The sequence below is a fragment of the Nocardia sp. NPDC046473 genome (genome assembly GCF_040645995.1).
Lineage (GTDB): Bacteria > Actinomycetota > Actinomycetes > Mycobacteriales > Mycobacteriaceae > Nocardia.
This window is the reverse complement of sequence record NZ_JBEYZJ010000003.1, coordinates 75655-100878: the sequence shown is the minus strand read 5'-3', so window position 1 is coordinate 100878 and position 25224 is coordinate 75655. Positions and strand designations below refer to the sequence as shown.

The following is a 25224-nucleotide window of genomic DNA, read 5'->3' as shown; positions in this document are numbered from 1 at the left end:
CCGATGGGCGAAGATGGTCGCCGGGCGGGGCACCGGACTGCGGAGGACATCGCATGCCTGACAACAGTTTTGGTCGCCGGGGCTTCCTGGCCGGCGCGGCGGGCGTCGCGTCGCTGGTCGGCCTCTCGCCCGCACAGGCGGTGCCGGTCGCGGCCGGTGTCACCAAGTTTCCCTTCCCGACCGGCCGCAAGCTGCGGGTGCTGGTGACCGGCGACGCGGGCACCGGGACACGTACCCAGTGGGCGGTCGCCAACGCGATGCGCGAGTTCCATCGCCGCGAACCCGTCGACCTCGCGCTCGGCCTCGGCGACAACATCTACGAACTCGGCCCGAACAGCGGCACCGACCGCCAATTCGCCGACAAGTTCGAAACCCCCAATGCCGGACTGGATTTCCCCTGGTTGATGGTGCTCGGCAACCACGACACCAGTTCCGTCTTCCCCGGTGACGGCGCCTGGCTGGCGCGCGGCAACCACGAGGTCGAGTACCACGCGAACTCGCCGCGCTGGTGGATGCCGAGCCGGTACTACTCGGTCCGGGCGCCGGAGCAGAACCCCGTTGTCGAGTTCTTCGTCCTCGACGTCAACCCGCTCGCCGCCTATATTCCGCCGATCCTGTCGCCCTACTGGTCGGTGGACGGGCAGTTCATGAACGAGCAGCGCGCCTGGCTCGACCGGGCCATCGCCGAATCCACCGCCACCTGGAAGATCGCCTGCACCCACCAGCCGTACCTCAACAACGGTCCGCACGGCGACGCGGGCCACTACGAGAACCTGCCCATCGATCCGATCAACGGCATCCACGTGAAGCACCTCATCGAGGACCACGTCGCCGGCGCCTGCCAGTTCCTGCTTTCCGGACACGACCATTCGCTTCAGGTGCTGGAGCCGACCGTCGAGTCCAAGGGCACCCGCCAGATCGTGTCCGGGGCCGCCGCCAAGACCGTTTCCGCCGAGCCCGCGGTGACCCCGCGCGGCAAGCACCCCGCGCTGTTCGAGAACTATCACGAGCTCGGTTTCATGGTGTTGGATCTCACCCCGGCCACCGTCGACCTGCGCGTGTTCACCGTCGACGTGGCGACCGCCGCCGCAACCCAGGTCTTCGCCCGACGTCTCGCCTGAGTACCAACTATGTTGCGGCACGCGGGAATTGCGGCGTGTCGCGGCGGCGCGGGCTACCGTGCTCGCTATGGCTCACGGTGACGGCCCGGACGACGGGGGCGACTCGTCGGGCAATTCCCCAAGCACCGATGTTCCGGACGCACCGCCGAACACTCGCCGGGGGATCGACCCGACCGTCGAGAGTGTGTGGCTGCGGCATCGCCCGCCTCCACGACCCGGCCGACCCCGATTCTCCACGGTATTGCTCGTCGTCGCCTTCATCGCCCTGCTCACCCTCTGGGTCACCCTGCGCCCAGGTGGCTAGTGCCGCGGGTGCCGCGCTACTACCAGGGAATAATCCGGTTGCCGCGTCACTTAAGGTTGATCGTTATGAAGGAACAGGGGCGCAAGGTCATCGCGACCAACCGCCGGGCGCGGCACAACTACACGATCCTGGACGTCTACGAGGCCGGGATCGCGCTGGTCGGCACCGAGGTCAAGAGCCTGCGTGAGGGCAAGGCCTCGCTGGTCGACGCGTTCGCGACGGTCGACAACGGCGAGGTGTGGCTGCGTGGGCTGCACATCCCGGAGTTCAGCCACGGCACCTGGACCAACCATTCGCCGCGCCGGATCCGGAAGCTGTTGCTGCACAAGCGCGAGATCGACCGCCTGGTCGGCAAGTCCCGCGAGGGCAACCAGACGCTGGTCCCGCTGTCCATGTACTTCTCCGACGGCAAGGTCAAGGTCGAACTGGCCCTCGCCAAGGGTAAGCAGGACTACGACAAGCGGCAGGATCTGGCGAAGCGGGACGCCGAGCGCGAGGTCACTCGTGAGCTAGGGCGGCGGATCAAAGGCATGCGCTGACCGCGGTCCTGCTCGCTCTGCTCGCCGCCCTCGGCTACGGCGTGAGCGACTTCTACGGCGGTGTCGCGGCCCGAAAGGTGACCGCGCTGCGGGTCGTCATCTATTCGTATCCGTTCTCGGTCCTGCTGGTGCTGCTGCTCCTGCCGTTCGTCGACGGGACCCCGGACGCCGCATCGATAGGCTGGGGCCTGGCCGCAGGCGTCGCCAGCGGTGTCGCGGTCTGGTGGTTCTATGCCGCGCTCGCCAGCGGGCCGATGGCGGTCGTCTCGCCACTGACCGCGGTGCTGGTGGCGGGCGTTCCGGTACTGGTCGGGCTGGTGATCGGGGAGCGACCCGGGCTGCTCGCCTTCATCGGTATCGCGTTCGCGTTGGTCGCCGTTCTGCTGGTCAGCCGGGAATCACCGGACGCTGTCACCGAGGAGATCACCGGCGGACGTGAGTTGCGGTTCACCAAGAAGGTCGCGCTGCTGACGGTCGGATCCGGACTGGCCTTCGGCTTCATGTTCGTCTTCCTGCATCAGACCGCCGCGTCGTCCGGGCTGTGGCCGCTGCTCGCGCAGCGCTGCGCCGCCACCGGCGTGGTGTGGGTGACCGCGTTGTCCGCCAGGCAGTTCAAACGCTTGCGTGGCGAGCCGTTGCGTCTGGCCTGCTACATCGGCGTGCTCGACGTGATCGCCAACATCGCCCTGCTGCACGCGTTCCACGGCTCGCTGCTCTCCCTGGTCAGCGTGATCGGCTCGCTGTACCCCGCGGCCACCGTCCTGCTCGCCATGGTGCTGCTCGGCGAACGCGTCGGCCGGCAACAGCAGGTCGGCATGGTGCTCGCCCTCATCGCCGTCGGGCTCATCGCCGCAGCGTGAGGACACCCGCCGGATAATGGGAAGAACCGGTCTGTGGCCGGTGTTAGCATGAACAGCCCGGCAAGGTGCCGGGACGTACGGGGCTGAACGGTTTCGACTTTGTACGTAGATTCAGGGGAAGCGTGTCGGTGCAGGCGAGAGACCACCGTAAGCGTCATCGCAACCAATTAAGCGCCGATTCCAATCAGCGCGACTTCGCTCTCGCTGCCTAAGTAGCAGAGCAAGTCTGTCAGTCCGGGTTCGTCCCACGACCCGGGTACTGGCATCAGCTAGCGGGACTTACCGTTCTGGCCGGTCGCGGACCAGAATGGAACATCAAACAGCGACTGGGATCGTCATCTGAGCTTGTTCGCGAGACCCAGAGATCCAAGTAGAGACACAGCGAACTGCACACGGAGAAGCCCTGGAAACACGGCAGAGGACCCGGGTTCGATTCCCGGCAGCTCCACTGTTAGAAGGCCCGCAGGTCAAGGACCTGCGGGTTTTCGTTTTACCGGTGACTGGATCGAGTCGCATAGCGGACGGTGCTTGTACCTGCGGATTTACCCGGCCCGCGGTTCGATTCCCGCCATGTCCCTGATGCTGCATCGAACCCCGACCGGCATAAGGATTAGTTATAATTGTTCGGTGCGATGGAGCATCCTGCTACTTGAGCCAGTCAACGACTGGTTCCTCGACCTGGTGAAGAACGAGCCGATGATCGCCGACAAGATTGAGGAAGCGCTGGACGAACTGGCCGAGCGTGGACCGGAGCTGGGAAGACCGTTGGTCGATCGGATCCAGTCCAGCAAGGCACTGCACAACCTCAAAGAGCTTCGCCCTCGAACCCCGGCTGGTTCCGAGATGCGATCCCGCTCGCCGAACAGCGCTATAAGGACTACCGAGCAACGAAGGATGAGTCATGAAGGGTGTGTCTTGGGAAGAGGCCAAGCGTCGAGCTCGTGAAATCGACCCGACATGGGATTCCCCTGACCGTGTCGCAGCGCGAGATGAGAGCCGCGAGCAAATGCGTGCGGAGCAGCGCGGACACCAGCTCGCTGAACTCCGCAAGCAGTGCGGGGCGACGCAGGCCCAGGTCGCCGAGCTGATGGGAGTTTCACAGGCCAGGGTTTCACAGATCGAGCACGGCAAGATCACGTCCATGGACTTGGTTCGTGACTACATCATCGCGCTCGGAGGAACCCTGGATGTTGTCGCTCACGTTGGCGATTGGAGCGTCAAGGTCGCCTAGCCTGTTTCGGGGAACGTTCCCTGGCCCTTCGGGCACCAGCCGCCTGCGCCATGCTGGTGTTACAAAGCAGGTCGCCGCTGCTCACACGACTGTCCTCGATCGTGCGCTGGTGGAGCCCGAATTCGCGCCGATCTTCGCAGAACTCGATCGACGCGGCACTGTGCTGTTCCTCCACCCGGCAGGTAACAGCGCATGCTCGCCGCTGATCGCGGACCACAACATGGCTTGGATGGCCGGGGCGCCGATCGAGGACACCATCTCGGTTCTGCAACTGATCACCAGCGGCATCCCGACCCACTACCCCAACATCAAAATCATCAACGCGCACTTCGGCGGTGCGTTGCCAATGTTGTTGCAGCGCGCGGACAATCAGTACGCGTGGGAAGCGCCCGACACGCCGGAGCTGCCAAGTATCGCCGCCCACCGCATGTGGGTGGGCCACGGCTACCTGCCCGCCCTGCGTGCCGCCGTCGACTCACTCGGTGCCGACCGTCTGTTGCTGGGTACCGACTTCCCGTATGAAGACGGAGATGTGTTCGTCCGCGCGATCGACTACATCAGCGACCCATCCATCGATCCCGCTGCCGCGAAGGCGATTCTCGAATCCAATGCCGCCGCATTGTTCGGCATCTGATCGCTGGCGTTCAACAGGTCAGTTCATCACCGGTGTGCGGGACGCGATTGCCGATGTGTTGTGATTCGACGTGCGACACGGTGGGCAACGACTGGAGGTAGGGGATGGCGGGAGCAGGCTTCGAGACCGTGCTGAGTCGCCGGGCTGTTCTCGCCTCGGCCTTGGCTGCCGCAACCTTGGTGCTGGCGGATTGTTCTTCGGACAATAAGCGCCGGGACGCGGCGGGGGATCCTGCTCATACGGATGTGTTGTTCGTCGGCGCGCATCCGGACGATGAATCGAGCAACCTCGCGACCTTCGGCCAGTGGCACGAAGATCTGGGTTGGACTACCGCCGTCGTCACCGTCACGCGTGGTGAGGGCGGCGGCAATGCGGTGGGTCTGGAAGAAGGGCCCGAGTTGGGGCTGATCCGCGAGACCGAGGAACGCAAAGCGACGGCGCTTGCCGGGATCGAGAACATCTACTATCTCGACAAGCCGGACTTCTGGTACACCTTGTCCGCACCGCTGACCGCGCGTATCTGGGATGAGCAGGACACGCTGGCCAGGCTGGTGCGGTTGGTTCGCCTGACCACCCCGCACACGATCGTGGTGATGGATCCTCGACCGTTCAATCAGCATGGTGGCCACCAGCTTTCGGCTCGCCTCGGTATCGAGGCGTTCCGGCTGGCCGGTGACCCGCATGCATATCCCGAGCAGATCGGCGGCGAGGGGCTGGCGACATGGCATCCCACCCGGCTGCTTGCCCAGAACTACGGGTTCGACTCGTTGCTCGGACCGGACGTAGCCGAACAACGGCGCACCGATCCGAAGTCCGGGTTGCCGGTGATGGGCGTATGGTCCGGTGTCCGCTCGCGTGCACACAATGCGACTTGGGCGCAGGTCGGGCGTGACGCGACTCGCCTATATCTGACACAGGGTTTCGCGGCCAAGCCCGCGCAGCTGCCGACGGATCCGCAGCAGCTCCCTGCCGACTGGTTCACCGTGCTGGCCGAGGACGGCCGGTACGTCGACGTTCCGGTGCAGCGGCAAACGGGGCTGAAACCGTTGTACGCCGAGTTCGCCGGCTGGGCCGACCGAATCGGGTTGCCCTGGTTGGCCAACCGAGTCCAGCCGGACTACCCGCCGAACCCGACCACCACGATCCCGGCCGTCGCGACCGCTCCGGTCCTGAACGGCGTCGAGGGGCCGGGGGAGTACCCGGGACCTGAACTGCCGCTTGCGGTTTGGCAGGGTGGTGGTAGTTGCTCGGCGACTGCGAAACTGGCCAGGCACGATGACGACCTGTACGTGTTGGTCAACGTGACCGACGATCGAAAAGGAGCCGAGCTGTCGGCCGATGACCTCAAAAGGCATTGGCGCACCGACTCGGTCGAGATCGTCATCGATCCCCGCGGCGAATCCGACGACACCTCAACCACTTTCAAAACCGGCATCCTGCCGTACACCCGAAGCGGCCCAGCGGCCGAGCGTGACGCCGACAACCATCAGGGCGCGACGCCGCCGGGAATGCGGCTGGCCGCGAACGTCACCGAGCCGTACCGCGGCTACTCGGTCGAGGTGAAGATCCCGCTCACCGCGTTGCCCGCACCGGTCGATCCCGCCAGGTTCGCGATGAACATCCTCGTCTACGACTCCGACACCGACGACAAGACCGGCCAAACCCGCCTCGCCTGGTCACCGTTCGGCAGCGCCCAAGCGGATCCCTACGTGTGGGGCACCGCGACCCTCGCCGACTATCGGCCGCAGCCGACAGCCGAAATGCCGCCCGCGATACCGCAAACCGCCGCCCGTAGCGCCGACTCACCTGCCTCGCTTGCCCAGGCCGAGCGCACCGGAGTCCCGATCGCGGGCAATCCTAGGCCCGTCCGCTAGGTCGGCTCGCGTCACCTGAACCCGGTACCGTGAAAACACCGCCGAGTAAGGGATTTTGGTACGTCATGACTGAGCAGCAATCATGTGTCGTCGACATCGAGACGATGCCGCGCGGCGGCCCGAGCGCATCGTGGCTGGACCGGCGGATGCAGACCGACGTGCTCGAGTACATCGACCGCTACGACGTGCCGGATCGCATCAAGCAGGTGGTCATCAGCGAGCTGGACCGTCAGGACTGGCACGAGGACAACGCCCGCACCGCACTGGCATTGGTCGCCGACATCGACAGCCCGCGAATCCTCGAACTCGGTGCGGGCCACGGGAAACTGTCGGCGAAGATCCTCGAACTACACCCCACCGCCACGGTGACCATCACCGACCTGGACCCCACCTCCGTCGCCACCATCGCCGCGCACGAACGCGCGACCACTCGGGTAATGGACGCCACCGCCCTCGACGCCGCCGAAAACAGCTACGACCTAGTTGTTTTCGCGATGTCATTCCACCACCTACCGCCCGCGCAGGCTTGGCGCGCCATCGCCGAGGCCACCCGCATCGGCACCAAATTCCTGGTGATCGACCTGGCCCGGCTACCAACCCCGATGCTCCCGCTGATCCCGGCGCTGGGACTCGTCATCGCGGCGCCCGGCGCATTCCGCAAGGGCCCGTTGACAATCCTGCCGTTTCTGCACGACGCGATCATCAGCATGCTCCGCGCCTACCGCCCCCAAGCGCTGACCGCCCTCGCCGCAGCCGCCGACCCGGCAATAAGGGTCGAATTCCTCCCGGTACGTCCCCCACTGGTGCGCGCAGTCTTTTCTCGCCCATGATCAACTGCCGACACGGTCTATTGCTCGAAACTGCTTCCTCACGACGCGATCAGCTTGCTGGGATATCGGGTTTCGATACCCAGTCGGTGGGTTGGAGGAAGCGGGCGGTGTCGGCTTCCGGGGTGTTGGGCTGGGGGGTGGTGTGGGACTGCCAGGTGGCGATGGGTGGGAGGGACATCAGGACCGCTTCGGTGTTGGCCTGGGTCTGTAGGCCGAAGCGGGTTCCTCGGTCGTGGACGAGGTTGAATTCGATGTAGCGGCCTCGGCGGAGTAGTTGCCACTCGCGTTCTCGTTTGCCGTAGGGGGTGGGGCAGCGGCGGCGGAGGATTGGCAGGTAGGCGGGGAGGATGGTGGTGATGCCGTCGGTGATCAATGCCAGGAGCGGGTCGAATTCGCCGGTGAGGCGGTCCAGGAAGACTCCGCCGATGCCGCGCATTTCGTTGCGATGCGGGATCTGGAAGTACTTGTCGCAGGCGGCTTTTCCGGTCGGGTACCAGTTGGGGCCGTGGCGAGTGCACCAGTTCTGGAGGGGTCGGTGGAAGTGGATTGCGTCTTCGTCGAATCCGTAGGCGGGGGTGAGGTCGCAGACTGCGCCGAACCACCATGTGGTGGCGTCGATTTCGAAGTAGCGGAAGTTTGCGTGGAAGGATGGCGCGAAGGGGTTGGCCGGATGCAGGACGAGCGAGATGCCGGTTGCGGTGAACGGCCTGCCTGCGATATCCGATCCGGCGGCGACTTCCGGCAGGCCTTTGCCGCTGACCAGCGAGACGTTCACACCGGCCCGTTCGAAGATCTGACCGTCCGCTAAGACGCAGGCCAGTCCGCCGCCGAGCTCCGGGCGCTGCCAGGGCGCGGGCCGGAATCGTCCTGTCTCGTCGAACTTTTCGAAAGCCGCCACCAACCGTTGCTGTTCCAGCATGAGTCGATCGGCGATGTGTTGCGTGCGTGAATTCCCCACCCGGCCTCCTCGGTCTCCCATCCGCTTCGGCTCGTATCCAGCATCGCATGCGATGACGAGGGAGGTGACACCCGAATTCTCGTGGCATCAGTGAGATTGCCGCCGAAGATACCGACGGGATGCCGATCCCGGCTCCGAAGGATCCGCGTACGGTTGTGGGCGGAGCGTGACCCTGGTGGCGCCCGGATTGCTGACCGCACATGGCCACGTGGTCGGCTCGGCGCGGCGAGGCTAGGCGTGCGCACTCTGTCGCAGGCAACCGTCGCCACCGATTGGTGTGGAAGCAGTGATAACGGCCTTGGCGTGATGAACGCCATAAATCGGTTGTTGAATCCTGGATCACCGGCTTCGGCCTGGACTGGTCGGATGTCCAAATGGTTAACGGATGGTCACGGCGGCCATTCGTCGCAACTATAAGGTTGCCAAAAGTTAGCTGCATGAGTTTTCCTTATCTTGGAGGACAACGCCGCCCTGCCTGATTCTGGGCTGAAACTCGACGAGATAAGGATGGATTTCGATGAGCAGGGTTGCGTTTCGGCGGAGCGGTGTGGCAGCGGTGCTGTGCACGAGCTCGATAACAGTGGGGTTGCTGGCCAATGGGCAAGGAACGGCGTCGGCGGACGCGGTTGCCGACAAGGCGCGTGTGGTCACGACCGATGACGGTTGGACGTTGACGGTCACCAAGACCTCGGAAACCCTGGACCGATACCCGAACCTGGCCGCGACGATGTTCACCCGCGAGGGGTTCGTGTCGTTGAAGGCGATCGCCGAGGTCACCGGTAAGGGCACTCAACCCGTCAGTGCCGCGGTGGTCAGTTTCGGCTATCAAATCGGTTGCCAGATAGACGTTTCCAGCGGCCTGACGACAAGTCTGGGAATGTCGTTCGGCCCCAACGCTTCCCTCAACATCTCCTACCCGCCCAGCGTCAGCCTCGGCGTCAATGCCTCGGTCTCGCCGAATGTTTCGACGACCCTCAAGCCCGGTTCGATCGCGACCGTCGAGTTCGGCAAGAAGGCCCTCGCTTCCGGACGCGCCTCGATCGCCATGGACCAAGTCGAGGTCAAGGTCGACGCCTGCATGGGCCCGGTCTCGCTGCGCTCCTTCGCCACCGCGACCATGTCCACCCCCACCGCGGACAACACCACCACCGCCTACGGCGACCCCATCTGGCTCTAACCCTCACCCGCGCAACGCATTCCAATCCAGTAGCGGGATCCCGGAAGGACACCCAAAAGTCATGACCAGCACCGATCGCACCGCTGCGGAACCGAACAACGCCGCATGGGCACCGATGGCCCTGCTGGCCGGGCTGTTCCTGCTGATCGCCGCGTTCGCCCGCCTGGACCGGATGCCGGGCTGGGCCGACGACTACGGCGCGATCCTGGTCTACCTGGCGTTCTTCCTCTACATGTCCATCGCCGGACGCCTGACCTGGTGGGGTATCGACACCACGTATGCGCAGGTAAAGGCACGCCGGAGCGGCCGATGACCCGCCCGGCAACGATCAACCGGCTGGCCGGGGCGGCCCTCGTGGCCGCTGCGGCAGGCATCGGAGTCGGATTCGCCTCCTTCGCCACCCCCGCCGCTTCCGCTGTGCCATGCGCGGAATGGCAGCAGATGCACCCGGGCTGGCCCTGCATCGACACGCCGTCGCTCCCGCCGACACCACCCCCGGGGCCGCCAACCGCACCGCCACCGTTGCCTGAGCCGGCGATGCCTGGCCAACCCCCGAGCGTCAACAGCGGCGGCAGCCAAGCCGGAGCGCTCACGCCACCACCGCTGCCGCCTGGTAGCAACGCACCGATCGTCGCCGTGCCCGGAACTCAACTGCCCGGCAGCCGGCCGCAGCCGGAACCGATGCCCGTGCCGGGAGTCCCCGATGTGCCGCTGCCACAGCAGATCGCGGTACCTCAGCAGCCGCCGGCAATTCCACCGGCATCGACCGAAGCGCCACCGGCGCCGCCCGCCGTGGAGTCCGTAAGTGACTCCAGCGGTCCGGGTTCCGGCGGGCACGTCCCCCTGCTGCTGTTGACCGGCGCAGCCGCGTTCCTTGCGCCGCTGGTGCGCCGGTCGAGGACGAGCCTCGGTGCCGCGATGCCGTCACGCACTTTCGTCCGTGACGGCCTGTCCTCATCCCGGCAGTCCGCGGTCGATTACGCCGAGGCGCACGTGATGAATCCGAACAGTGAGTATCCGTTCTACGACTCGGACACGCAGAGTGATTGCGCCAACTTTGCCTCTCAAGTACTGGCGGCGGGCGGATTCTCGCAGATCATGTCCCGTGACTCGCTCAACGACCCGAACGACAACGATCCGAACGCATGGTTCTCGGCCTATGACGAGAACTTGTTCGGTAGGGACTGGGAAGATTCCAGGACATGGACCTACGCCCCTTCGCTGCTCAGATTCATTCTCACCAACGATGGGTCCAGGGGCGGTCCGCGGGGAAAGCTGTCGGGCGGGTTCCGGCGCGACAGTATCGATACTGTGCCGGACCCGAACCTGCCTTCGAAGATGGGGCTCCAACCGGGCGACCTGATTTTCTACGATCACGGAGACGGCGAAACGCCGGACGGGCGAATGGATCACGTTGCGGTCTACGTCGGCAAGGATTGGGTCACCATGCCCGACGGCACGCGGGTATGGGGTGATGTCGTCGACATGCATACGAGCAATCGCCGCCACGAACCGTGGTGGCTACCGAAGTATGATTCGTCGAACGTCCCCATCGATTATCTGTTCGCGCATATGACGTATCCAGGTGAAGGATGAGAGATGACTAGGCGGAAAAAGGTGGTCACGGTTTTGCTGACTGCTGTTGTTTTCGTGGTTGCGGTCGTCTTCGGTTACTACTGGTGGTTGTTCGGTAGGCCTGATTGGTATTGGCAGGGGCCGGAGACGATTGCGGTGTCCGGCAACCGCTTCGCGTTGAAAGGGCCCATTCCGAAATCCCGGGGTCCGGTGGAATGTGTGGCGAAGAAAGCTATTCCGCTGACCGGTCTCGAGTACTGTCGAGTCGACCCGCCGGAAGCTGCCATGGCGGTGCTGTTCTGGTACGACGGGGAGATCTACACCTTCAATATCCAAGACCCGCTGTAGTGCCCGCGCCGGGCTGGGAAAGTACAGTCGAACCGACGGCATACTCCGAGCCTTGAAGGGGCGCCGATGCTGGTTGATCAGCTTGTCGCGAAGTTTCATGCGCTGGACACGACGGCGCTCTGCGATGCCGACAAGTCGATTCGGGTGATGGACAGCGGGATTCGGCCGCGATCTGCCGGGGTGCGGATCGTCGGGCCGGCGTTCACCGTGCAATGTCGGGGAGACTTCTTCGGTGTGCTGCGGGCAATCGAGTCCGCAGCACCCGGTGACGTCATTGTCGTCGACGGTGGTGGCAGTGAAATCGCCTTCGCCGGTGAGATTTTCGCGCGCGGCGCGGTTATCCGTGAGCTCGGCGGGATCATCGTCGACGGAGGCTACCGCGATATCGGGTATGTCCGCGGCTGTGAGCTGCCGATCTACAGCCGATTCGTCACACCCATGGCGGGGAGCACGTCTCAGCTCGGTGCGCTGCAGGTTCCGGTGACCTGCGGCGGTGTCCCGATCTCGCCCGGTGACCTGGTCCTCGCGGACGAAGAGGGCATCGTCGTCGTCGATCCCGATCGAATCGAGTCGCTGTTCGAGGCTGCGACGGCCATCAAAGCGGCGGAAGCGAGGGTCATCGCGAAACTGGATGCGGGCGCGACGTTGAGCGACGGGATCAACGTCGCCGCGCACACCGCCGCCCTGCAGAACGGTGAGCACTCAGCACTCCAGTTCCTGGCCTAGAGCTGAGGTCCGATCTCCCGGATGACCTGAACAAGCAGGTCCGCCTCGGGCTCGGTGATGCGCCAGTTCACGAAGGTCGGTCGCAGCGCCGTCATGTCTCGGTAGGTGGTGGTGCCGACGTAGACGCGACCGTCCTCGAGGATCGCCGCGCCCAGGCGGGCATTGAGGGCGTTCAGTTCGGATTCCGGCACGCTCGGTGGGCGGTAGCGGAAACAGGTGACGCACAACTGGACTGGGGCAAGTAGTTCGAAATCGGGTGCCTCGTCGACGATTCGGCCGAGGTGGGCGGCCACATCGAGATGGCGTTCGACCATCTCCCGGTACCCGGCACGACCATAGGCCCGCAAGGTCGCCCAGATGGGGAATGCTCTTGCGCGGCGCGAGGATTCGGGGCCGTGCATGTTGTAGCTGATCTGTCCGTCGTCGAGCGTCGGCAGATACGCCGCACCCCAGCCACCGAATGTCTTGCCGAGCAGGGAGTTGTCCTTGATGAACGAAAACCCGCTCTCCTGCGGAACATTCAGCCATTTATGACCATCGGCGGTGATCGAATCGGCGCGCTCGACGCCGCGGGCGAGGTGTGCTGTGCGCGGTGAAAGTGCCGCGAACAGCCCGAACGCACCGTCGACATGCAGCCAGCAACGATACTGCTCGGCCAGATCGGCAAGTTCGTCGATGGGATCGGAATCGCCGGTATTCACCTCGCCGAGGTTGCCGACGATCACCGCAGGCGCGCCGTCGAGTTCGACCAGCGCTCGCTGCAGCGCCGCCAGGTCGATTCGCCCGGCATCGTCGCGGACGAAGGTGCGCAAGGTATCTCGGCCGCAACCGAGGATCTGCAGCGCCTTGCGGGTGCTGGCGTGCACGTATCCACTGGTCAGGACCGGCAGTTGCGGCAGTCCGGCCAAGCCGTCGGCGACCACGTCCACCCCGTGCCGTTCGGCCCACCAGTAGCGGGCCGCCGCCAGCCCGGTCAGGTTCGCGAAGGTGGCGGAGGGGGTGAGCACCCCGCCGAATTCGGCAGGCAGTCCGAACAGATCCTTGAGCCATCCGAGCACGACGGTCTCGGTGCGCGATGCCAGTGGCGAGGTGACCCACAGCCCCGAGTTCTGGTCCAGCAGTGCGGTTACCCAGTCGCCGGCCAGCGCTGCCGGGGTCGCCCCGCCCACCACGAGATGGAAGAAGCGCGGTCCGGCGGTGTGCACGGCCGCGCGGGTGCCGACCGCGAGCAACTCCTCGACCGCCGCCAGCGCGCCGGTGCCGTGCTCGGACAGTGGACCGCCGAGGTCATCGATGCGTGGGTCGTGGGCGGCGTCGTGCACCAGTCGCTCCGGCAGACTCGCCAGGTACGGCCCTGCCGCCTGGTTCACCAATGCCAGCGCCTGCGCCGCGACGTCTTGTTCTTCGAGCGGATCAGCCATGCCTCACCGAACCGCGCACCAACCCCCTTTGTAAATAGCCAGTCGGCCAAGGTGATTGGCCACCGGCCACCGCGGCACGCCGAAAGCGCAGGTGATCTTCAACCTCCGAGCAACCGACAAAACCGCCGAAATCACCGCATCAAGATTTGAGTGTCAAAGTAACTTCGTAGGAGACTGCAAGTAGCTGGCTACACTGTGCTGCGTGACAGCGGACCTGCCTGAAGCGGACCTGGGTTATCGCCTGCTCGCCGAGCTGCGCTCGGTATCCGACCAGCTCGACGCCGCGCTCGTGAGCGTCCTGCGTGAATTGGATCTCACCGTGCCGTCGGCGAATGTGCTCTGGCATCTCACCCCGACGGCCGCACTGCCGTCGATGTCCGAGCTCGCCCGCCGCACTTGCAGTGACCCGTCGACGGTCACCTTCATCATCGACAAGCTGGAGAAACGCGGCACCGTCGAGCGACTACCCGGACCGGACGACAAGCGAGTGAAAGTGGTCGCCCTGACCGCCGCGGGCTTCGCGCAACGCGAGAAGCTGGTCGACGCGATGACCCAGCATCTGCCGCTGCGCCGACTGTCCGCCAGGGAGCAGCGGCAGTTGCATCGGCTGCTGTCGAAGGCCAATTCCATTGCCTGATCAGTGGCGAGAGCTATTGGCTATCAATAACTTTCAGAGCGGTGCGGCTGTTCTCGTCGATCGCCCGCATGAGAATCCTTCCGGCGCTTGAAGTTACGGAACGCCCGCTAATCTGAACCCATGATCACGCTCAAGAAAGAAGACGGCGCCGCGGATCTCGCCGGCGTCACCAAGCTGAGTGTCGGCGTGAGCTGGGATCCGTCGGCGGGGACCAGCGGCGGGGCACTCGGCTGGGCACGCCGCAAAAAGGGCGTCGACCTGGACTTGATCGCCATCCTCATGCAGGGCGCCGAGCCGGTCCGCTTCGCCGGACTCGACTCCCTCGACCCGCTCGGCAACGGGTCGGTCCTGCACAGCGGTGACGAACAGACCGGCGCCGCCGCCGGCGACGACGAGACCGTCCACGTCACGTTCTCGGACGTGCCCGGCGGCATCGACGCCATCGTCTTCGTCGCGGCCGCCTTCAAAAAGGGCAGCTCGTTCGAGAAGGCCAACAACATCAGCTTCAAGGTCTACGACGCGAGCGGTGGCAGCAGTCAGCAGGTCGCTGACATCTGGCCGTCGCTGCTCGGCGCGGACAACGCCAACGCCGTGGCCCGCGCCTTCCGCTCCGGCTCCGTCTGGCAGCTCGAGGTGCTGAACCGCAAAGGCAAGATCAAGCAGGGCGACAAGCAGGCCCTGCTCCGCTTCGCGATGGCCTGACGAAGGTCGGGGACGTCGCTTACTCGATGTGTTCGGTTGTCGCGACGGAGATCGGGTTGCCTGCGGTGAAGACGTCGAGGAGTAGGTCTTCGTCGTGGTAGCCGGCCAGAGCGGTCAGGCCCTGGGTGGTGCGGGCGATGGCGTGCACGTGGTCGCCGGAGAGGGGGTATTCGGGGACTTTTCGGCGCCAGTGCACGCAGAGCAGGGTGCCGTCGGGGCCGAGGTGGTCGACGGCGTGGCCGAAAGCGGTTCGCAGGCTGACGGAGTCGAGGTAGTAGGCGACTTCGCTGAGTACGATCAGGTCGAAATGTTCGTCGGGCCACGGCTCGCCGAGCGCCCAGCGGCGGAATTCGACTGCGCCGCGCGCGGATTCGGGCAGCCGGTCGATGCGTTGGCCCGCTGAATCGAGGGCCTGGGCCGCGATGTCGGTGCAGACCAGTCGATCGCAGCGGCCGGTGAGTTCCGCGGAGAGGGTGCCGATCGAGCAGCCGGGTTCGAAGGCGCTGCGGTAGCGGGGTTTCGGCAGCGCGGCCATGGTGAGTGCACGCTTGCGCTGCTCGTACCAGCGGGTGGTGAAGCCCCACGGGTCCGGATCGTTGGCGTACATGCCCTCGAAATAGCTTGCGGCCAAACCGGTCTCGCTCATACGAAGAACGTTTCCGTGTTGCCGGTGAACCGGTCCAGCACGTGCGGCGGCAGGATCGGCTGGTCGGCGGGATCCGCCGACATCGGCAGGATCTGGCTGTGGAATTGCGAGAGGGCGCGCAGCTTGGCGTCGACCGCCGTCGCGGGCAAGGTCAACGTGCGGGCACGGCTGGCGGGGACCACCGGATGTTCGGGAGTTGCCCAGTGCCACATCCACACCGGGAACTCCAGTAGTCGGGTCGCGGTACCCGCGCACGCCGCCGCGGCGGCCCGGCCGACGGCCTCGTGGTCGGGGTGACCGTCGCGGCGCCAGGTCGTCGCGCACCACGCGCCCGCATGGCCGCAGTCGGCGAGAATGCCCGCCAACGCCTCGGTCACCGCCGCCTCGTCGGCGGCGACCCTGCCGTCGCCGATGGCGAGCCGAATCGGCGCTTCGACACCCAATTCTTGTGCGGCACGGCGAGATTCGGCCACCCGCCGCTCCGCGATCTCGGTGGGCGAACAGGTGGGCGAGCCCGGATGGGACGCCTCGCCGTCGGTCACCGTGACGACGGTGACCGGCAGCTGGTGCGAGCGGGCCAGCGCGATGAGGCCCCCGACGCCGAGCACCTCGTCGTCGGGGTGCGGCGCGACGACGATCAAATGCCGCCAGCCGGTCAGCGACAGTTCCGGGCGACGGTTACGCCACCGGGTCCAGGTGCGCTCCGGAGTGCCCCGGGCGGCGAGATCGATCAGTGGTTCGGCAACCATGAGAACTCCTTTTCCGCGTAGGCACGGCCGAGGTCGGCCAGATCCCGCTCCGCATGACTTTGGCGGAGGTAGACGGTGAGGTCGGCGACGCGGTGCGCGTGCTCGGCGTCGGCACACAGGGGGCCGGCCCCCAGCGCGCGCCCGACCCGGTCGATGGTCGCCGTCGCCGCGTCCTCGACCACCGCCCGCACCGTCCCGGCGCGGATCCGCGCCAGGCCGGAACGGTCGGTGGGGTCGGCGTCGATCTGACGCGCGGCATCGGTCAAACACAGTGCGGCGGCGCGCAATCCGCTCAGCACCGCGCCGAGGTGGGCCAGGGCGTGCTCGTCGGTGGCGCGGTCGTGCAGGGTGCGGGCGACGGCAGCGGCACCGCCGTACCAGCAGGCGGCGACGCCGACGGCGCCGTGCCAGAAGCCCGGCCGGGTCAGGTATGCGCCGGGACCGCCGACGGGCTCGGCGACGGCAGCGGTGAAATCCACTGCGCCGGAATCGGATTCCTGCATCCCCACGGCGTGCCAGGTGCCCGGCACCGCGCGGACCGACGACTGATCGAGGTCGACGGCGAACAACCTGCGCTCGTCCCCGGCCCGCGCGGTGACCAGGGCGTGCGTGCAGATCGTCGCGCCGGAACACCACGGCTTGCGCCCCGCCAGAGTCCATCCACCGGACCCGAATCGCGCCTGCAGCACCGGCTTCGGCGGCTCGGCCGCCCACACTCCCCATATCTGCCCACGCTCGACCACACCACCGCCGAGCTCCGCCAGAATCGCCGCGGCGTCGGCGTGCGCCTCCGCCATCCGCCCGACCACCACATTGCCGAACGTGAGATCAGCCAGGCGGCGCCAGCGCTCGATGGTGCGTCCTGATCCGGGATAAGGCAGCTCGAGCCGACCGGAATCCGCGAGCCGCCGCAGCGCGCCCGCCATCGCGCTCGGCGCTGCCGAAGCGTCGAGAACCTCAGTCGGCGGCATCAGGCACTCCTACTCTCGGTGCGATACGTGCTTTCAATTCTCCGCAAATGAGCAGCGAACCCCCGCGGTGCCCGGCCCACACGGCGCGCCGAGGTGGTGACGACGACGTCTTCGGCCCATTCGATCGACGCCCCGCCGGCCGCCATGCGGGACACCAGGTCGACGTCCTCGCCGGTTCGCAGCTGCCGGAAGCCGCCGACCCGCCAATAGGCATCGGCCCGGAAGCCGAGATTCGCGCCGTGCACATGGCCGTGTGCGCCGCTCGTGCGGTACTGCTGCTCGTAGCTCCGCCGGGTGGCGGCGGCATGATCAGCCCACTCGCGCACGCCGACGATGCCGGCGACCACATCACTTCCGGCACGCGCGTAGTCGAGCTGGGCACGTAACCACAGATCATCGACTTCGGAGTCGGCATCGGTTGTCGCGAACCAGGTCTCGGCCGCACAGGTCGCGCCGGCATGGGCGAATCCGAGCGCGCGGGCCGCACCGACATTGCGCTCGTCGATCGTCATCACCTCGACATTCGAGGTGGGCACGCCCGCGGACTCATCGGTACACGCATCGAGCACGAGTTGGATCCGGACCGGAACATCGACGTGCCCCGCGGCCCGCGCCAACGCCGATAGGCAGGCGGGCAGCAGCCGTTGCTCGTTGCGCACCGGAACGACGACCAGCATCCGGGCGACGGCGCCACCGAGCGCGGCATCGCCGGCGTGCGGGATAGGGACTCTGTCGCGGGGACGGGAGTCGGTCATGGCTCCCGGCTACCCTGCGGCGGCACCGGCAAACGGTCAGCGCGTCTCGATGTGGTGAACCTCGCCGCTCTGCTTGGTCTGCCCGTCCGGGGGTATGACCGGCGCAGCGCGCTTTTTTCCGGCGTGCCAACGACCAACAGGAGGACATCATGCTGGGTCTCGGCATAATCGGGTGGATCATCATCGGCGGTCTGGCCGGATGGATCGCCAGCAAGATCATGAAGACGGACGCCCAGCAGGGCATTCTGTTGAATATCGTCGTAGGTGTCGTCGGCGGTCTGCTCGGCGGGTTCTTGCTGAAGCTGTTCGGTGTCGACGTCGAGGGTGGCGGGCTGTGGTTCAGCTTCTTCACCTGTATCGCCGGCGCGGTGATCCTGTTGTTCCTGGTGGGTCTGGTCACCGGTCGGCGAGTGTCTCGATGACAGCGGCCGCCCAGCAGAACCGTCTATGACGCGGAGGAGTCGACTATGACCACGGTTGCGGAAATGATCGTCACTGCGCTGGCCGACGAGGGCGTCACCCAGATCTGGGGTGTCGTCGGCGACGCGCTCAACCCGATCACCGACGCGATCCGTCGCGAGGATCGGATCGAATGGATCGGCGTGCGACACGAAGAGGTGGCTGCCTATGCCGCTGGCGCGCAAGCCCAGCTCACCGGCACCATCGGCGTGTGCGCGGGCACCGTCGGCCCCGGTTCGATCCATCTGCTGGGCGGTCTCTACGACGCCAAGAAATCACACGCACCGGTACTGGCCATCTGCGGCCAGGTGCCGACCTCCGAGATGGGCAGCGAGTACTTCCAGGAGGTCGATAATGACGCGGTCTTCCGTGACGTCTCGGAGTTCACGGCAACGGTCACCAACGCCGCGCAGCTGCCGAGACTGCTCGAACAGGCGGTGAACGCGGCGGTGTCCCGGCAGGGCGTCTCCGTTTTGACCATTCCGGGAGACATCGGTGGTCTGAAGCTGGACACCGACGTGCGCCCGAGGTTCGTCGCGCGCGACCGCACGATTGTCCCTGGCGCGACCGAAATCGTGCAGGCTGCGGAGACGCTCAACAAGGCGGGCAGGGTCACCCTGCTCGTCGGTATCGGGGCCAGGGAAGCGCGCGAAGAGGTGTTGCGGCTCGCCGAACAGCTGTCGGCACCGATGGTGCTCACCATCAAGGCCAAAGAAGGTCTGGAGCACGACAATCCGTATGCGGTCGGTCAAACCGGTTTGATCGGTAACCCCGCCGCCAATTCGGCGCTCGAGGACTGCGACGTGCTGTTCATGGTCGGCACCGACTTCCCGTACCGCGACTGGTATCCCACCGGCAAGACCGTCATCCAACTCGACGCACGCCTCGACCACATCGGTCGCCGCACGCCGGTCGACGTCGCGCTGGTCGGCCACACCGGCCCCGCGTTGCGTGAACTCCTGCTGAAGCTGGACACCAAGGCCTCAGACAAGCACCTGAAGAAGGCGCAATCGGAGTACCACCGGTGGACCGAACTCCAGCAGCGCCTGGCCGAACCCACACACGACCGCAAACTGCTCGGCCGCATCCGGCGCCACCTGGACAACCCGGACCAGCTGATCCGCCCGGAGGCGGTGGCCGCGGCGGTGAACACGCACGCCGCCGACGACGCGATCTTCACCTCGGACACCGGCATGTCCACGGTGTGGCTGTCCCGCTTCCTCAGCCTGCGCGGGTCCCGGCGTTTGATCGGCTCCTACAACTTCGGGTCGATGGCCAACGCGATGCCGCAGGCCCTCGGCGCGCAGATCCTCGACCGCGAACGCCAGGTCGTCGCGTTCTGCGGGGACGGCGGGCTGATGATGCTGCTCGGCGACCTGCGCACCGCGGTCACCTACGACCTGCCGGTCACGCTGGTGGTGTTCAACAACGGGCGCCTCGGCATGGTCAAACTCGAGCAGGAGGAGGGCGGCCTGCCCGAGTTCGGCACCGTGCTCGACAATCCGGATCTGGCCGCCGTCGCGGCCGCGATGGGCCTGGAATCGCGCCGGGTGACCGATCCTGAGGACCTGGACAAGGCGGTCGCGGACGCTTTCGCGTCGCGTCGACCCGTGCTGCTCGATGTCGTCACCAACCCGGACGAGATCTCGATCCCGCCGAAACCGACCTTCGACCAGGCGTGGGGCTTCGCGATCGCCAAGGTCAAGGAGACCCTGGAGAGTCGCGCCTGACAGATTGTCGCGTACGGCGACGCGCCCCCGGTCCGATCATCGGTGGATCCCATGACAATTGGTCTCGGAATGGTTACTGTCCGAGAACATTCCAAGGTGATCGGGATGGGGCGCGTGCGGTTGATGCGTGTCCCGGCGTGTCCCGATGACCTGTTCGAAATCGGGAGAACGCGTGAGATTCACAAGAGCTGGTGCGCTACTCGCGGCCGCACTGATGGCCACAAGCCTGGGGCTGACCGCATGCTCGTCGGGTGATGACGGCGGCGATGCCGGCATCGTCACGACCAACGCCGGTGAGCCGCAGAACCCGTTGGTGCCGACCAACACCAACGAGAACATGGGCGGGCGAGTGGTCGACCGGCTGTTCGCGGGCTTGAAGTACTACGACGCCAACGGAACTGCGCACGATGAGATGGCGCAGAAGATCGAGACGACCGACCGGAAGAACTACACGATCACCATCAAGCCGGACTGGAAGTTCTCCGACGGCTCGGCGGTAACGGCCAAGTCGTTCGTCGACGCGTGGAACTACGGCGCGCTGGCCACCAACGCGCAGCTGCAGAGCTATGTGTTCGGCCCGATCGTCGGGTTCGACGAGGTGTCGGCGAAAGATGCCAAGGTTCAGACGATGTCGGGGCTGAAGGTGGTCGACGACCACACCTTCACCGTCGCGCTGAAGCAGCCATCGATCGACTTCGAGACCGAGCTGGGCTACGCGCCGTTCTACCCGCTGCCCGAGGCTGCGTTCAAGGACATCAAGGCGTTCGGCGAGAACCCGATCGGCAACGGCCCGTACAAGTTCGCGAAGAACGGCGCCTGGCAGCACAACGTGCAGATCGACCTGGTGCCCAACCCCGACTACAAGGGCGGCCGCGCACCCAAGAACAAGGGCCTGCGCTTTGTGATGTACCAGTCCTTCGACACGGCGTACGCCGATCTGCAAGCGGGCAATCTCGACGCTCTCGATGTCATTCCCGACAGCGCGATGGGCACCTACAAGAACGACCTCGGCGATCGCGCGATCACCAAGCCGATCGCGTATAAGGCGGCCGTCGGCATCCAGTCCACCGCCCCGCACTTCGGCGGCGAGGAAGGGGTGCTGCGCCGCAAGGCGCTCTCGATGGCGATCAACCGAGAGCAGATCTGCGAGAACATCTTCCACGGCACCCGGGTGCCTTCGCTCGACTTCACCGCGCGTACCTTGCCCGGTTTCAACCCGAACGTGCCGGGCAACGAGGTGCTGAAGTACAACCCGGAAGAGGCCAAGAAGGTGTGGGCCCAGGCCAACGCCATCGCCCCGTGGTCGGGTCGCTACGAGATCGCCTACAACGCCGATGGTGGCCACCAGGGCTGGGTCGAGGCGACGGCGAACAGCATCAAGAACACCCTCGGTATCGATGCCGTCGGCACGCCGTACCCGACGTTCAAGAACATCCGTGACTCGATCAACGCCGGAACCATCGGCACCGCGTTCCGCTACGGCTGGCAGGGCGACTACCCGACCATGCTGCAGTTCCTGAGCTCGCAGTACTACAGCTACTCCGACGGCAACGACGTCAAATACAAGAATCTGGACTTCGACAAGCTGCTGGACGCCGCGCTGGCGGCCCCCACCCTGGACGAGTCGTACAAGTTCGTCGGCCAGGCGCAGGCCTTGCTCTTCAAGGACATGGCCGACATCCCGATGTTCGACTACGCGGCCGCCGCGGGCCGTTCGGACAAGGTGAAGAAGGCCGAGCTGGCCTGGAACGGCCTGTTCGACTTCGAGGGCATCGAGAAGTAACCGATCGCGAAAGGCCCGCCGACGTTGCGCCGGCGGGCCTTTCGGCTGTCTCAGCCCTGCGGGGTTGGTACGACGATCATTTCGGCGATGTTGACCCGCTTCGGGGCGCCGACCGCGTAGCCGATCGCGTCCGCGATGTCCTCGGGGACAAGGATTTCGAACCCGTTGCGCCATTCGGCGAGGCCCGCCTTCTGGTCCTCGTCGCGCATGCCCGCGCCGAGTTCGGTGCCGACGAAACCGGGCTCGATGGTCTTCACTCGAACACCGCGCGGTCCGAATTCGGCGCGTAGGTTGCGGGTCAGGTGCGCGACCGCGGCTTTGGTCGCGCAGTAGACGGCGTAGTTGGGGAACACCAGGTGCCCACCGATCGAACCGATGTGCACCAGGTCGGCGCGTTGGCCGTTGCTCGCCGCGGCGAGCAGATCATCGCTGAAAGCCCTTCCGGTGTAGAGCAATCCATTGATGTTGGTGCCCACCATCTGGCCCCACTCGTCGGTGTCCGCCGACTCGTACGGTGCGGCGAGCATGACGCCCGCGTTGGCGACGACGAGGTCGATCGGCCCGAACGCGGCCCGCACGGTGGCCGCGGCGTCGAACATCGACTGCTGTACGGACACGTCGGCCTCGACGGCGAGCACCTCGCCACCGATCTGGGCGGCCAGCTCTTCGAGCCGATCCTTGCGCCGTCCGAGCAGCGCGACCTTCGCGCCGTCGGCCGCGAGCCGCTGGGCGGTGGCGGCGCCGATTCCACTGGACGCTCCGGTGACGACCGCGACGCGGCCGGTGAGGTTGTTTGTCATGACCACAACATTCGTGCTGGTCACGGCCTCGTGCCAGGGTACGGACTTCCTGGTAGCGGGAGGGCCACCCAGCTTGCCGGACGCTGCCCTACCCTCGAAGGATGGACTCCGACAACCGACTGGGCGCCTTTCTGCGGGCACGGCGCGAGCTGGTCCGCCCGGAGGATTTCGGGATGTCCGGTGGCGGCCAGCGCCGGGTGGCCGGGCTGCGTCGTGAGGAAGTCGCGATGTTGGCCGGGATGAGCGCGGACTATTACGTGCGACTCGAGCAAGGTCGCGACAGGCACCCGTCCGAGCAGGTGGTTGTCGCGCTGGCGCGGGTGTTCGCGCTGGACGAGGAAGGTGTCGCGCATCTGCGGGAGCTGGCGCGCCCGGTGCTGCGGCGCAGGCGCGCGCCGCAGCGGCCCGAGCGGGTGAGCCCCGGCCTGCTCGCCCTGATGCAGGCGTGGCCGCACACGCCCGCGCTGGTGCTCGGCAGGCACCTGGACGTGCTCGCCGCGAATCCGCTGGCCGTCGCGGTCAATGCGTGTTCGGTGCCCGGCATCAATCAGGTCCGGATGATGTTTCTCGATCCGGAGGCGCGAAATGTCTACCCGGACTGGGCCATCCACGCCGCGGAGACGGTGGCGAGTCTGCGGGCGTCGGCGGGCGATCTCGACGATCCGCGGCTGACCGAGCTGGTAGGCGAGTTGTCGCTGAAGAGCGACGACTTCCGAAAGCTGTGGGCACGCCACGACATCCGGGCTAAAACCGCCGGAAAGAAACGGTTCCTCAATCCCATGGTCGGCGAGCTGACGCTGTCGTACGAAACGTTCTCCGTGAACGGTGCGCCTGGGCAGCTGCTCATCGCCTATCACGCGGAACCTGGCTCCGAGTCCGAGCGTGCGCTGGCGTTGCTCGGCAGCATGGTCGCGGTCGGCGATCCGGTGCTGCGGGAATCGCACGCGACAGTGCACGACTAGCCCGTCGGTTCGGTCAGCGATCCGGATGCTGGCGGGGGTCGCGGTGGCGGGACATACTCGAGCACAGGCGTGCTCGCCGCACGGGCAGACCTGTGCCGTTCCCGGGAACATGGTTTCCGGCGTCGGAGGTCGACATCCGGGCTACCCTGCTATTGCAGGCAGTGACGCCAATTCGATTGCGGCTGGACCTGATTGGGGTAATGGTGAGCGGACGAGCATCGTCGGCGGAAGAACTGCTTGCTGCGGCGCGTGCCTTCGCGCCCGAGGTGGCGAAGCGACGGCAGGAGATCGAAGCGGCGCGGCAGCTGCCCGCCGATATCGTCGAACGACTGCGGTCGATGGGCATCTACGCGATCGGATTCAGTGCCGAGCTCGGCGGGCCGGGACTGACCTCGCTGCAGCAGATGGAGGTGTTCGAGGCACTGGCCTACGGCGACACCGCCACCGGCTGGTGCGCGATGATCGGGGCGGCGACCGGCATCTACGCAGGATTCCTCGACAAGCAGGCCCTGGCCGAGCTGATGCCGACGCGGGATCTGATCACCGCCGGACTGATCGCGCCCTCGGGGCGAGCGGTGCGGACCGACGGCGGCTACCGGCTGACCGGCCGCTGGAAGCTGGGCAGCGCCATCAACCATGCCGACCTCGTGGTCGCCGGCGCGATGATCTTCGACGGCGACGACATGGCCAGCGCCGACGGCGCGCCGATCGCGAAGATGTTCTGCATGCGGCGCGATCAGGTCCAGGTCTTCGATACCTGGGACAGCACCGGCCTGCGTGGCAGCGGCAGTAACGATTACGCGACCGACGACCTGTTCATTCCCGAGCACCACTGCTTCGACTTCTTCGAACCGAGAAGCGGCACCGGCAAACTCGCCGAACCGGAGACGCTGGCCCGGGTGATGCCGGGCATTCCGCTCGGCGCGACGCGGGCCGCGCTGGACTACGTCCGGGAGCTCGCGCAGGGCAAGGTCATCGCGGCCACCGGGCAGAAGTGGGCGGACAACTATCGGGCGCAATACATTCTGGGCGAGTGCGAGATGGAGTACATCGTCGCCCGCGGCGCGGTCGTCGACAGCCTGCGCACGCAGTGGGATGCGTTGGACGAGCACCGTTTCGCCGATCTGCCCGCGGACATCCGGATCCAGACCCTGCTGACCCGCACGCATTCATACCGCGCCTGTCGGCACATCATCGCCCGGCTGTGCGAGCTGGTCGGCACCGAATCCGTCTACAAGCCGAACCCGCTCGATGTCTGGCTGCGTGACATGAGCACCATGACAACCCATCTCATGGCGCACGACCAGATGATCCAGACCGCAGGCGCGTTCCTGCTCGGCGGGCAGCCGGAATTCCCGCTCGTGCTCGGCGTGCGCTGAGCGGGGTCAGTTGCGCTGAGCGGGTCAGTCGACGCGCTTGACGTAGCGGCGGC

General features: G+C 66.1%; 28 protein-coding genes and 1 other RNA gene. 22 read left to right on the top strand and 7 right to left on the bottom strand.

What is annotated here, in order from left to right:
- Positions 1-53 precede the first annotated feature (53 nt).
- The 10 genes from ABZ942_RS10525 to ABZ942_RS10480 all read left to right on the top strand — a co-directional run bounded on the left by ABZ942_RS10525 (position 54) and on the right by ABZ942_RS10480 (position 7393).
- A complete protein-coding gene (locus ABZ942_RS10525; RefSeq protein WP_357380493.1) occupies positions 54-1121 on the top strand; it encodes a metallophosphoesterase in 1068 nt (355 codons plus the stop codon).
- A gap of 67 nt (positions 1122-1188) precedes the next feature.
- Complete coding sequence (locus ABZ942_RS10520) at positions 1189-1425, top strand: hypothetical protein (RefSeq protein WP_357380492.1); 237 nt, start codon at positions 1189-1191, stop codon at positions 1423-1425.
- Between the two features lie 65 nt (positions 1426-1490).
- Positions 1491-1964: an SsrA-binding protein SmpB gene (gene smpB, locus ABZ942_RS10515; protein ID WP_357380491.1), complete on the top strand. Its 474-nt coding sequence runs from the start codon at positions 1491-1493 to the stop codon at positions 1962-1964.
- Positions 1961-2824 (top strand): DMT family transporter, encoded by an 864-nt coding sequence (locus tag ABZ942_RS10510; RefSeq protein WP_357381835.1) that lies wholly within the window; start codon positions 1961-1963, stop codon positions 2822-2824. Before smpB ends, ABZ942_RS10510 begins: the two co-directional genes overlap by 4 nt.
- 79 nt (positions 2825-2903) lie before the next feature.
- Positions 2904-3275: a transfer-messenger RNA gene (ssrA, locus tag ABZ942_RS10505) on the top strand.
- A 176-nt stretch (positions 3276-3451) separates the two neighbouring features.
- Complete coding sequence (locus ABZ942_RS10500) at positions 3452-3769, top strand: hypothetical protein (RefSeq protein ID WP_357380490.1); 318 nt, start codon at positions 3452-3454, stop codon at positions 3767-3769.
- Complete coding sequence (locus tag ABZ942_RS10495; RefSeq protein ID WP_357380489.1) at positions 3726-4055, top strand: helix-turn-helix transcriptional regulator; 330 nt, start codon at positions 3726-3728, stop codon at positions 4053-4055. The genes ABZ942_RS10500 and ABZ942_RS10495 overlap by 44 nt, the downstream gene beginning before the upstream one ends.
- Positions 4012-4689 carry an amidohydrolase family protein gene (locus ABZ942_RS10490; RefSeq protein ID WP_357380488.1) on the top strand — a complete coding sequence of 226 codons (678 nt, stop codon included), beginning with the start codon at positions 4012-4014 and terminating at the stop codon, positions 4687-4689. The genes ABZ942_RS10495 and ABZ942_RS10490 overlap by 44 nt, the downstream gene beginning before the upstream one ends.
- 104 nt (positions 4690-4793) lie before the next feature.
- Positions 4794-6563 (top strand): sugar-binding protein, encoded by a 1770-nt coding sequence (locus ABZ942_RS10485; protein ID WP_357380487.1) that lies wholly within the window; start codon positions 4794-4796, stop codon positions 6561-6563.
- 65 nt (positions 6564-6628) lie between these two features.
- Positions 6629-7393, top strand: a complete 765-nt coding sequence (locus tag ABZ942_RS10480; RefSeq protein WP_357380486.1) for a class I SAM-dependent methyltransferase — start codon at positions 6629-6631, stop codon at positions 7391-7393.
- Between the two features lie 49 nt (positions 7394-7442).
- Here ABZ942_RS10480 and hemF read toward each other — a convergent pair whose 3' ends face one another.
- On the bottom strand, positions 7443-8351 hold the full coding sequence (gene hemF, locus ABZ942_RS10475) for an oxygen-dependent coproporphyrinogen oxidase (RefSeq protein WP_357380485.1): 909 nt from the start codon (positions 8349-8351) through the stop codon (positions 7443-7445).
- A gap of 517 nt (positions 8352-8868) precedes the next feature.
- Here hemF and ABZ942_RS10470 point away from each other — a divergent pair.
- The 5 genes from ABZ942_RS10470 (at position 8869) to ABZ942_RS10450 (ending at position 12177) form a co-directional block, all read left to right on the top strand.
- Positions 8869-9528, top strand: coding sequence for an MspA family porin (locus ABZ942_RS10470; protein WP_357380484.1), 660 nt, complete (start codon positions 8869-8871; stop codon positions 9526-9528).
- Positions 9529-9589: 61 nt separating this feature from the next.
- A complete protein-coding gene (locus ABZ942_RS10465) occupies positions 9590-9841 on the top strand; it encodes a hypothetical protein (RefSeq protein WP_357380483.1) in 252 nt (83 codons plus the stop codon).
- A 539-nt stretch (positions 9842-10380) separates the two neighbouring features.
- Positions 10381-11124: an amidase domain-containing protein gene (locus tag ABZ942_RS10460; protein ID WP_357380482.1), complete on the top strand. Its 744-nt coding sequence runs from the start codon at positions 10381-10383 to the stop codon at positions 11122-11124.
- A 3-nt stretch (positions 11125-11127) separates the two neighbouring features.
- Positions 11128-11451 (top strand): hypothetical protein, encoded by a 324-nt coding sequence (locus ABZ942_RS10455; protein ID WP_357380481.1) that lies wholly within the window; start codon positions 11128-11130, stop codon positions 11449-11451.
- Between the two features lie 66 nt (positions 11452-11517).
- On the top strand, positions 11518-12177 hold the full coding sequence (locus ABZ942_RS10450; protein WP_357380480.1) for an RraA family protein: 660 nt from the start codon (positions 11518-11520) through the stop codon (positions 12175-12177).
- Here the strand turns inward: ABZ942_RS10450 and ABZ942_RS10445 are convergent.
- Positions 12174-13598, bottom strand: a complete 1425-nt coding sequence (locus ABZ942_RS10445) for a pyridoxal-dependent decarboxylase (protein WP_357380479.1) — start codon at positions 13596-13598, stop codon at positions 12174-12176. The genes ABZ942_RS10450 and ABZ942_RS10445 overlap by 4 nt on opposite strands.
- A 202-nt stretch (positions 13599-13800) precedes the next feature.
- On the opposite strand from ABZ942_RS10445, the gene ABZ942_RS10440 reads away from it, so the two are divergent.
- Entirely contained in the window at positions 13801-14235 is a 435-nt protein-coding gene (locus ABZ942_RS10440) for a MarR family transcriptional regulator (RefSeq protein WP_357380478.1), read from the top strand.
- Positions 14236-14355: 120 nt separating this feature from the next.
- Complete coding sequence (locus ABZ942_RS10435; RefSeq protein ID WP_357380477.1) at positions 14356-14937, top strand: TerD family protein; 582 nt, start codon at positions 14356-14358, stop codon at positions 14935-14937.
- A gap of 19 nt (positions 14938-14956) precedes the next feature.
- Here ABZ942_RS10435 and ABZ942_RS10430 read toward each other — a convergent pair whose 3' ends face one another.
- Genes ABZ942_RS10430 through ABZ942_RS10415 form a run of 4 tightly spaced genes read right to left on the bottom strand, consistent with a single transcriptional unit; the run spans position 14957 to position 18058 of the window.
- Positions 14957-15583, bottom strand: a complete 627-nt coding sequence (locus ABZ942_RS10430) for an SAM-dependent methyltransferase (protein WP_357380476.1) — start codon at positions 15581-15583, stop codon at positions 14957-14959.
- Positions 15580-16332, bottom strand: coding sequence for a PIG-L deacetylase family protein (locus ABZ942_RS10425; RefSeq protein WP_357380475.1), 753 nt, complete (start codon positions 16330-16332; stop codon positions 15580-15582). The genes ABZ942_RS10430 and ABZ942_RS10425 overlap by 4 nt, the downstream gene beginning before the upstream one ends.
- Entirely contained in the window at positions 16314-17258 is a 945-nt protein-coding gene (locus ABZ942_RS10420) for an acyl-CoA dehydrogenase family protein (RefSeq protein ID WP_357381833.1), read from the bottom strand. Before ABZ942_RS10420 ends, ABZ942_RS10425 begins: the two co-directional genes overlap by 19 nt.
- 44 nt (positions 17259-17302) lie before the next feature.
- Entirely contained in the window at positions 17303-18058 is a 756-nt protein-coding gene (locus ABZ942_RS10415) for a glycosyltransferase (protein WP_357380474.1), read from the bottom strand.
- 149 nt (positions 18059-18207) lie between these two features.
- On the opposite strand from ABZ942_RS10415, the gene ABZ942_RS10410 reads away from it, so the two are divergent.
- From ABZ942_RS10410 to ABZ942_RS10400, 3 genes are all read left to right on the top strand, one after another.
- The gene (locus tag ABZ942_RS10410; RefSeq protein WP_357380473.1) at positions 18208-18480 is read left to right on the top strand and encodes a GlsB/YeaQ/YmgE family stress response membrane protein; all 273 of its coding nucleotides are present in this window, start codon (positions 18208-18210) and stop codon (positions 18478-18480) included.
- 45 nt (positions 18481-18525) lie between these two features.
- Positions 18526-20247 (top strand): thiamine pyrophosphate-dependent enzyme, encoded by a 1722-nt coding sequence (locus ABZ942_RS10405; RefSeq protein ID WP_357380472.1) that lies wholly within the window; start codon positions 18526-18528, stop codon positions 20245-20247.
- Between the two features lie 214 nt (positions 20248-20461).
- The gene (locus tag ABZ942_RS10400) at positions 20462-22030 is read left to right on the top strand and encodes an ABC transporter substrate-binding protein (RefSeq protein WP_357381831.1); all 1569 of its coding nucleotides are present in this window, start codon (positions 20462-20464) and stop codon (positions 22028-22030) included.
- A gap of 50 nt (positions 22031-22080) precedes the next feature.
- On the opposite strand, the gene ABZ942_RS10395 is transcribed toward ABZ942_RS10400, so the two are convergent.
- Entirely contained in the window at positions 22081-22830 is a 750-nt protein-coding gene (locus tag ABZ942_RS10395) for an SDR family oxidoreductase (protein WP_357380471.1), read from the bottom strand.
- A 101-nt stretch (positions 22831-22931) separates the two neighbouring features.
- Between ABZ942_RS10395 and ABZ942_RS10390 the strand changes: the two genes are divergently transcribed.
- Together ABZ942_RS10390 and ABZ942_RS10385 are read left to right on the top strand one after the other, a co-directional pair.
- Positions 22932-23792 carry a helix-turn-helix transcriptional regulator gene (locus tag ABZ942_RS10390; protein WP_357380470.1) on the top strand — a complete coding sequence of 287 codons (861 nt, stop codon included), beginning with the start codon at positions 22932-22934 and terminating at the stop codon, positions 23790-23792.
- Positions 23793-23995: 203 nt separating this feature from the next.
- Positions 23996-25171, top strand: a complete 1176-nt coding sequence (locus tag ABZ942_RS10385) for an acyl-CoA dehydrogenase family protein (protein ID WP_357380469.1) — start codon at positions 23996-23998, stop codon at positions 25169-25171.
- The last annotated feature ends 53 nt before the right edge of the window (positions 25172-25224 follow it).

What these genes read in the sequence shown, in the direction of transcription:
- ABZ942_RS10525 (WP_357380493.1), top strand. Translation starts at nt 54, where the DNA reads ATGCCTGACAACAGTTTTGGTCGCCGGGGCTTCCTGGCCGGCGCGGCG.
- ABZ942_RS10520 (WP_357380492.1), top strand. Translation starts at nt 1,189, where the DNA reads ATGGCTCACGGTGACGGCCCGGACGACGGGGGCGACTCGTCGGGCAAT.
- smpB (WP_357380491.1), top strand. Translation starts at nt 1,491, where the DNA reads ATGAAGGAACAGGGGCGCAAGGTCATCGCGACCAACCGCCGGGCGCGG.
- ABZ942_RS10495 (WP_357380489.1), top strand. Translation starts at nt 3,726, where the DNA reads ATGAAGGGTGTGTCTTGGGAAGAGGCCAAGCGTCGAGCTCGTGAAATC.
- ABZ942_RS10490 (WP_357380488.1), top strand. Translation starts at nt 4,012, where the DNA reads ATGTTGTCGCTCACGTTGGCGATTGGAGCGTCAAGGTCGCCTAGCCTG.
- ABZ942_RS10485 (WP_357380487.1), top strand. Translation starts at nt 4,794, where the DNA reads ATGGCGGGAGCAGGCTTCGAGACCGTGCTGAGTCGCCGGGCTGTTCTC.
- ABZ942_RS10480 (WP_357380486.1), top strand. Translation starts at nt 6,629, where the DNA reads ATGACTGAGCAGCAATCATGTGTCGTCGACATCGAGACGATGCCGCGC.
- ABZ942_RS10470 (WP_357380484.1), top strand. Translation starts at nt 8,869, where the DNA reads ATGAGCAGGGTTGCGTTTCGGCGGAGCGGTGTGGCAGCGGTGCTGTGC.
- ABZ942_RS10465 (WP_357380483.1), top strand. Translation starts at nt 9,590, where the DNA reads ATGACCAGCACCGATCGCACCGCTGCGGAACCGAACAACGCCGCATGG.
- ABZ942_RS10455 (WP_357380481.1), top strand. Translation starts at nt 11,128, where the DNA reads ATGACTAGGCGGAAAAAGGTGGTCACGGTTTTGCTGACTGCTGTTGTT.
- ABZ942_RS10450 (WP_357380480.1), top strand. Translation starts at nt 11,518, where the DNA reads ATGCTGGTTGATCAGCTTGTCGCGAAGTTTCATGCGCTGGACACGACG.
- ABZ942_RS10445 (WP_357380479.1), bottom strand. Translation starts at nt 13,598, where the DNA reads ATGGCTGATCCGCTCGAAGAACAAGACGTCGCGGCGCAGGCGCTGGCA.
- ABZ942_RS10435 (WP_357380477.1), top strand. Translation starts at nt 14,356, where the DNA reads ATGATCACGCTCAAGAAAGAAGACGGCGCCGCGGATCTCGCCGGCGTC.
- ABZ942_RS10430 (WP_357380476.1), bottom strand. Translation starts at nt 15,583, where the DNA reads ATGAGCGAGACCGGTTTGGCCGCAAGCTATTTCGAGGGCATGTACGCC.
- ABZ942_RS10425 (WP_357380475.1), bottom strand. Translation starts at nt 16,332, where the DNA reads ATGGTTGCCGAACCACTGATCGATCTCGCCGCCCGGGGCACTCCGGAG.
- ABZ942_RS10420 (WP_357381833.1), bottom strand. Translation starts at nt 17,258, where the DNA reads ATGGCGGGCGCGCTGCGGCGGCTCGCGGATTCCGGTCGGCTCGAGCTG.
- ABZ942_RS10415 (WP_357380474.1), bottom strand. Translation starts at nt 18,058, where the DNA reads ATGACCGACTCCCGTCCCCGCGACAGAGTCCCTATCCCGCACGCCGGC.
- ABZ942_RS10410 (WP_357380473.1), top strand. Translation starts at nt 18,208, where the DNA reads ATGCTGGGTCTCGGCATAATCGGGTGGATCATCATCGGCGGTCTGGCC.
- ABZ942_RS10405 (WP_357380472.1), top strand. Translation starts at nt 18,526, where the DNA reads ATGACCACGGTTGCGGAAATGATCGTCACTGCGCTGGCCGACGAGGGC.
- ABZ942_RS10400 (WP_357381831.1), top strand. Translation starts at nt 20,462, where the DNA reads ATGGCCACAAGCCTGGGGCTGACCGCATGCTCGTCGGGTGATGACGGC.
- ABZ942_RS10395 (WP_357380471.1), bottom strand. Translation starts at nt 22,830, where the DNA reads ATGACAAACAACCTCACCGGCCGCGTCGCGGTCGTCACCGGAGCGTCC.
- ABZ942_RS10390 (WP_357380470.1), top strand. Translation starts at nt 22,932, where the DNA reads ATGGACTCCGACAACCGACTGGGCGCCTTTCTGCGGGCACGGCGCGAG.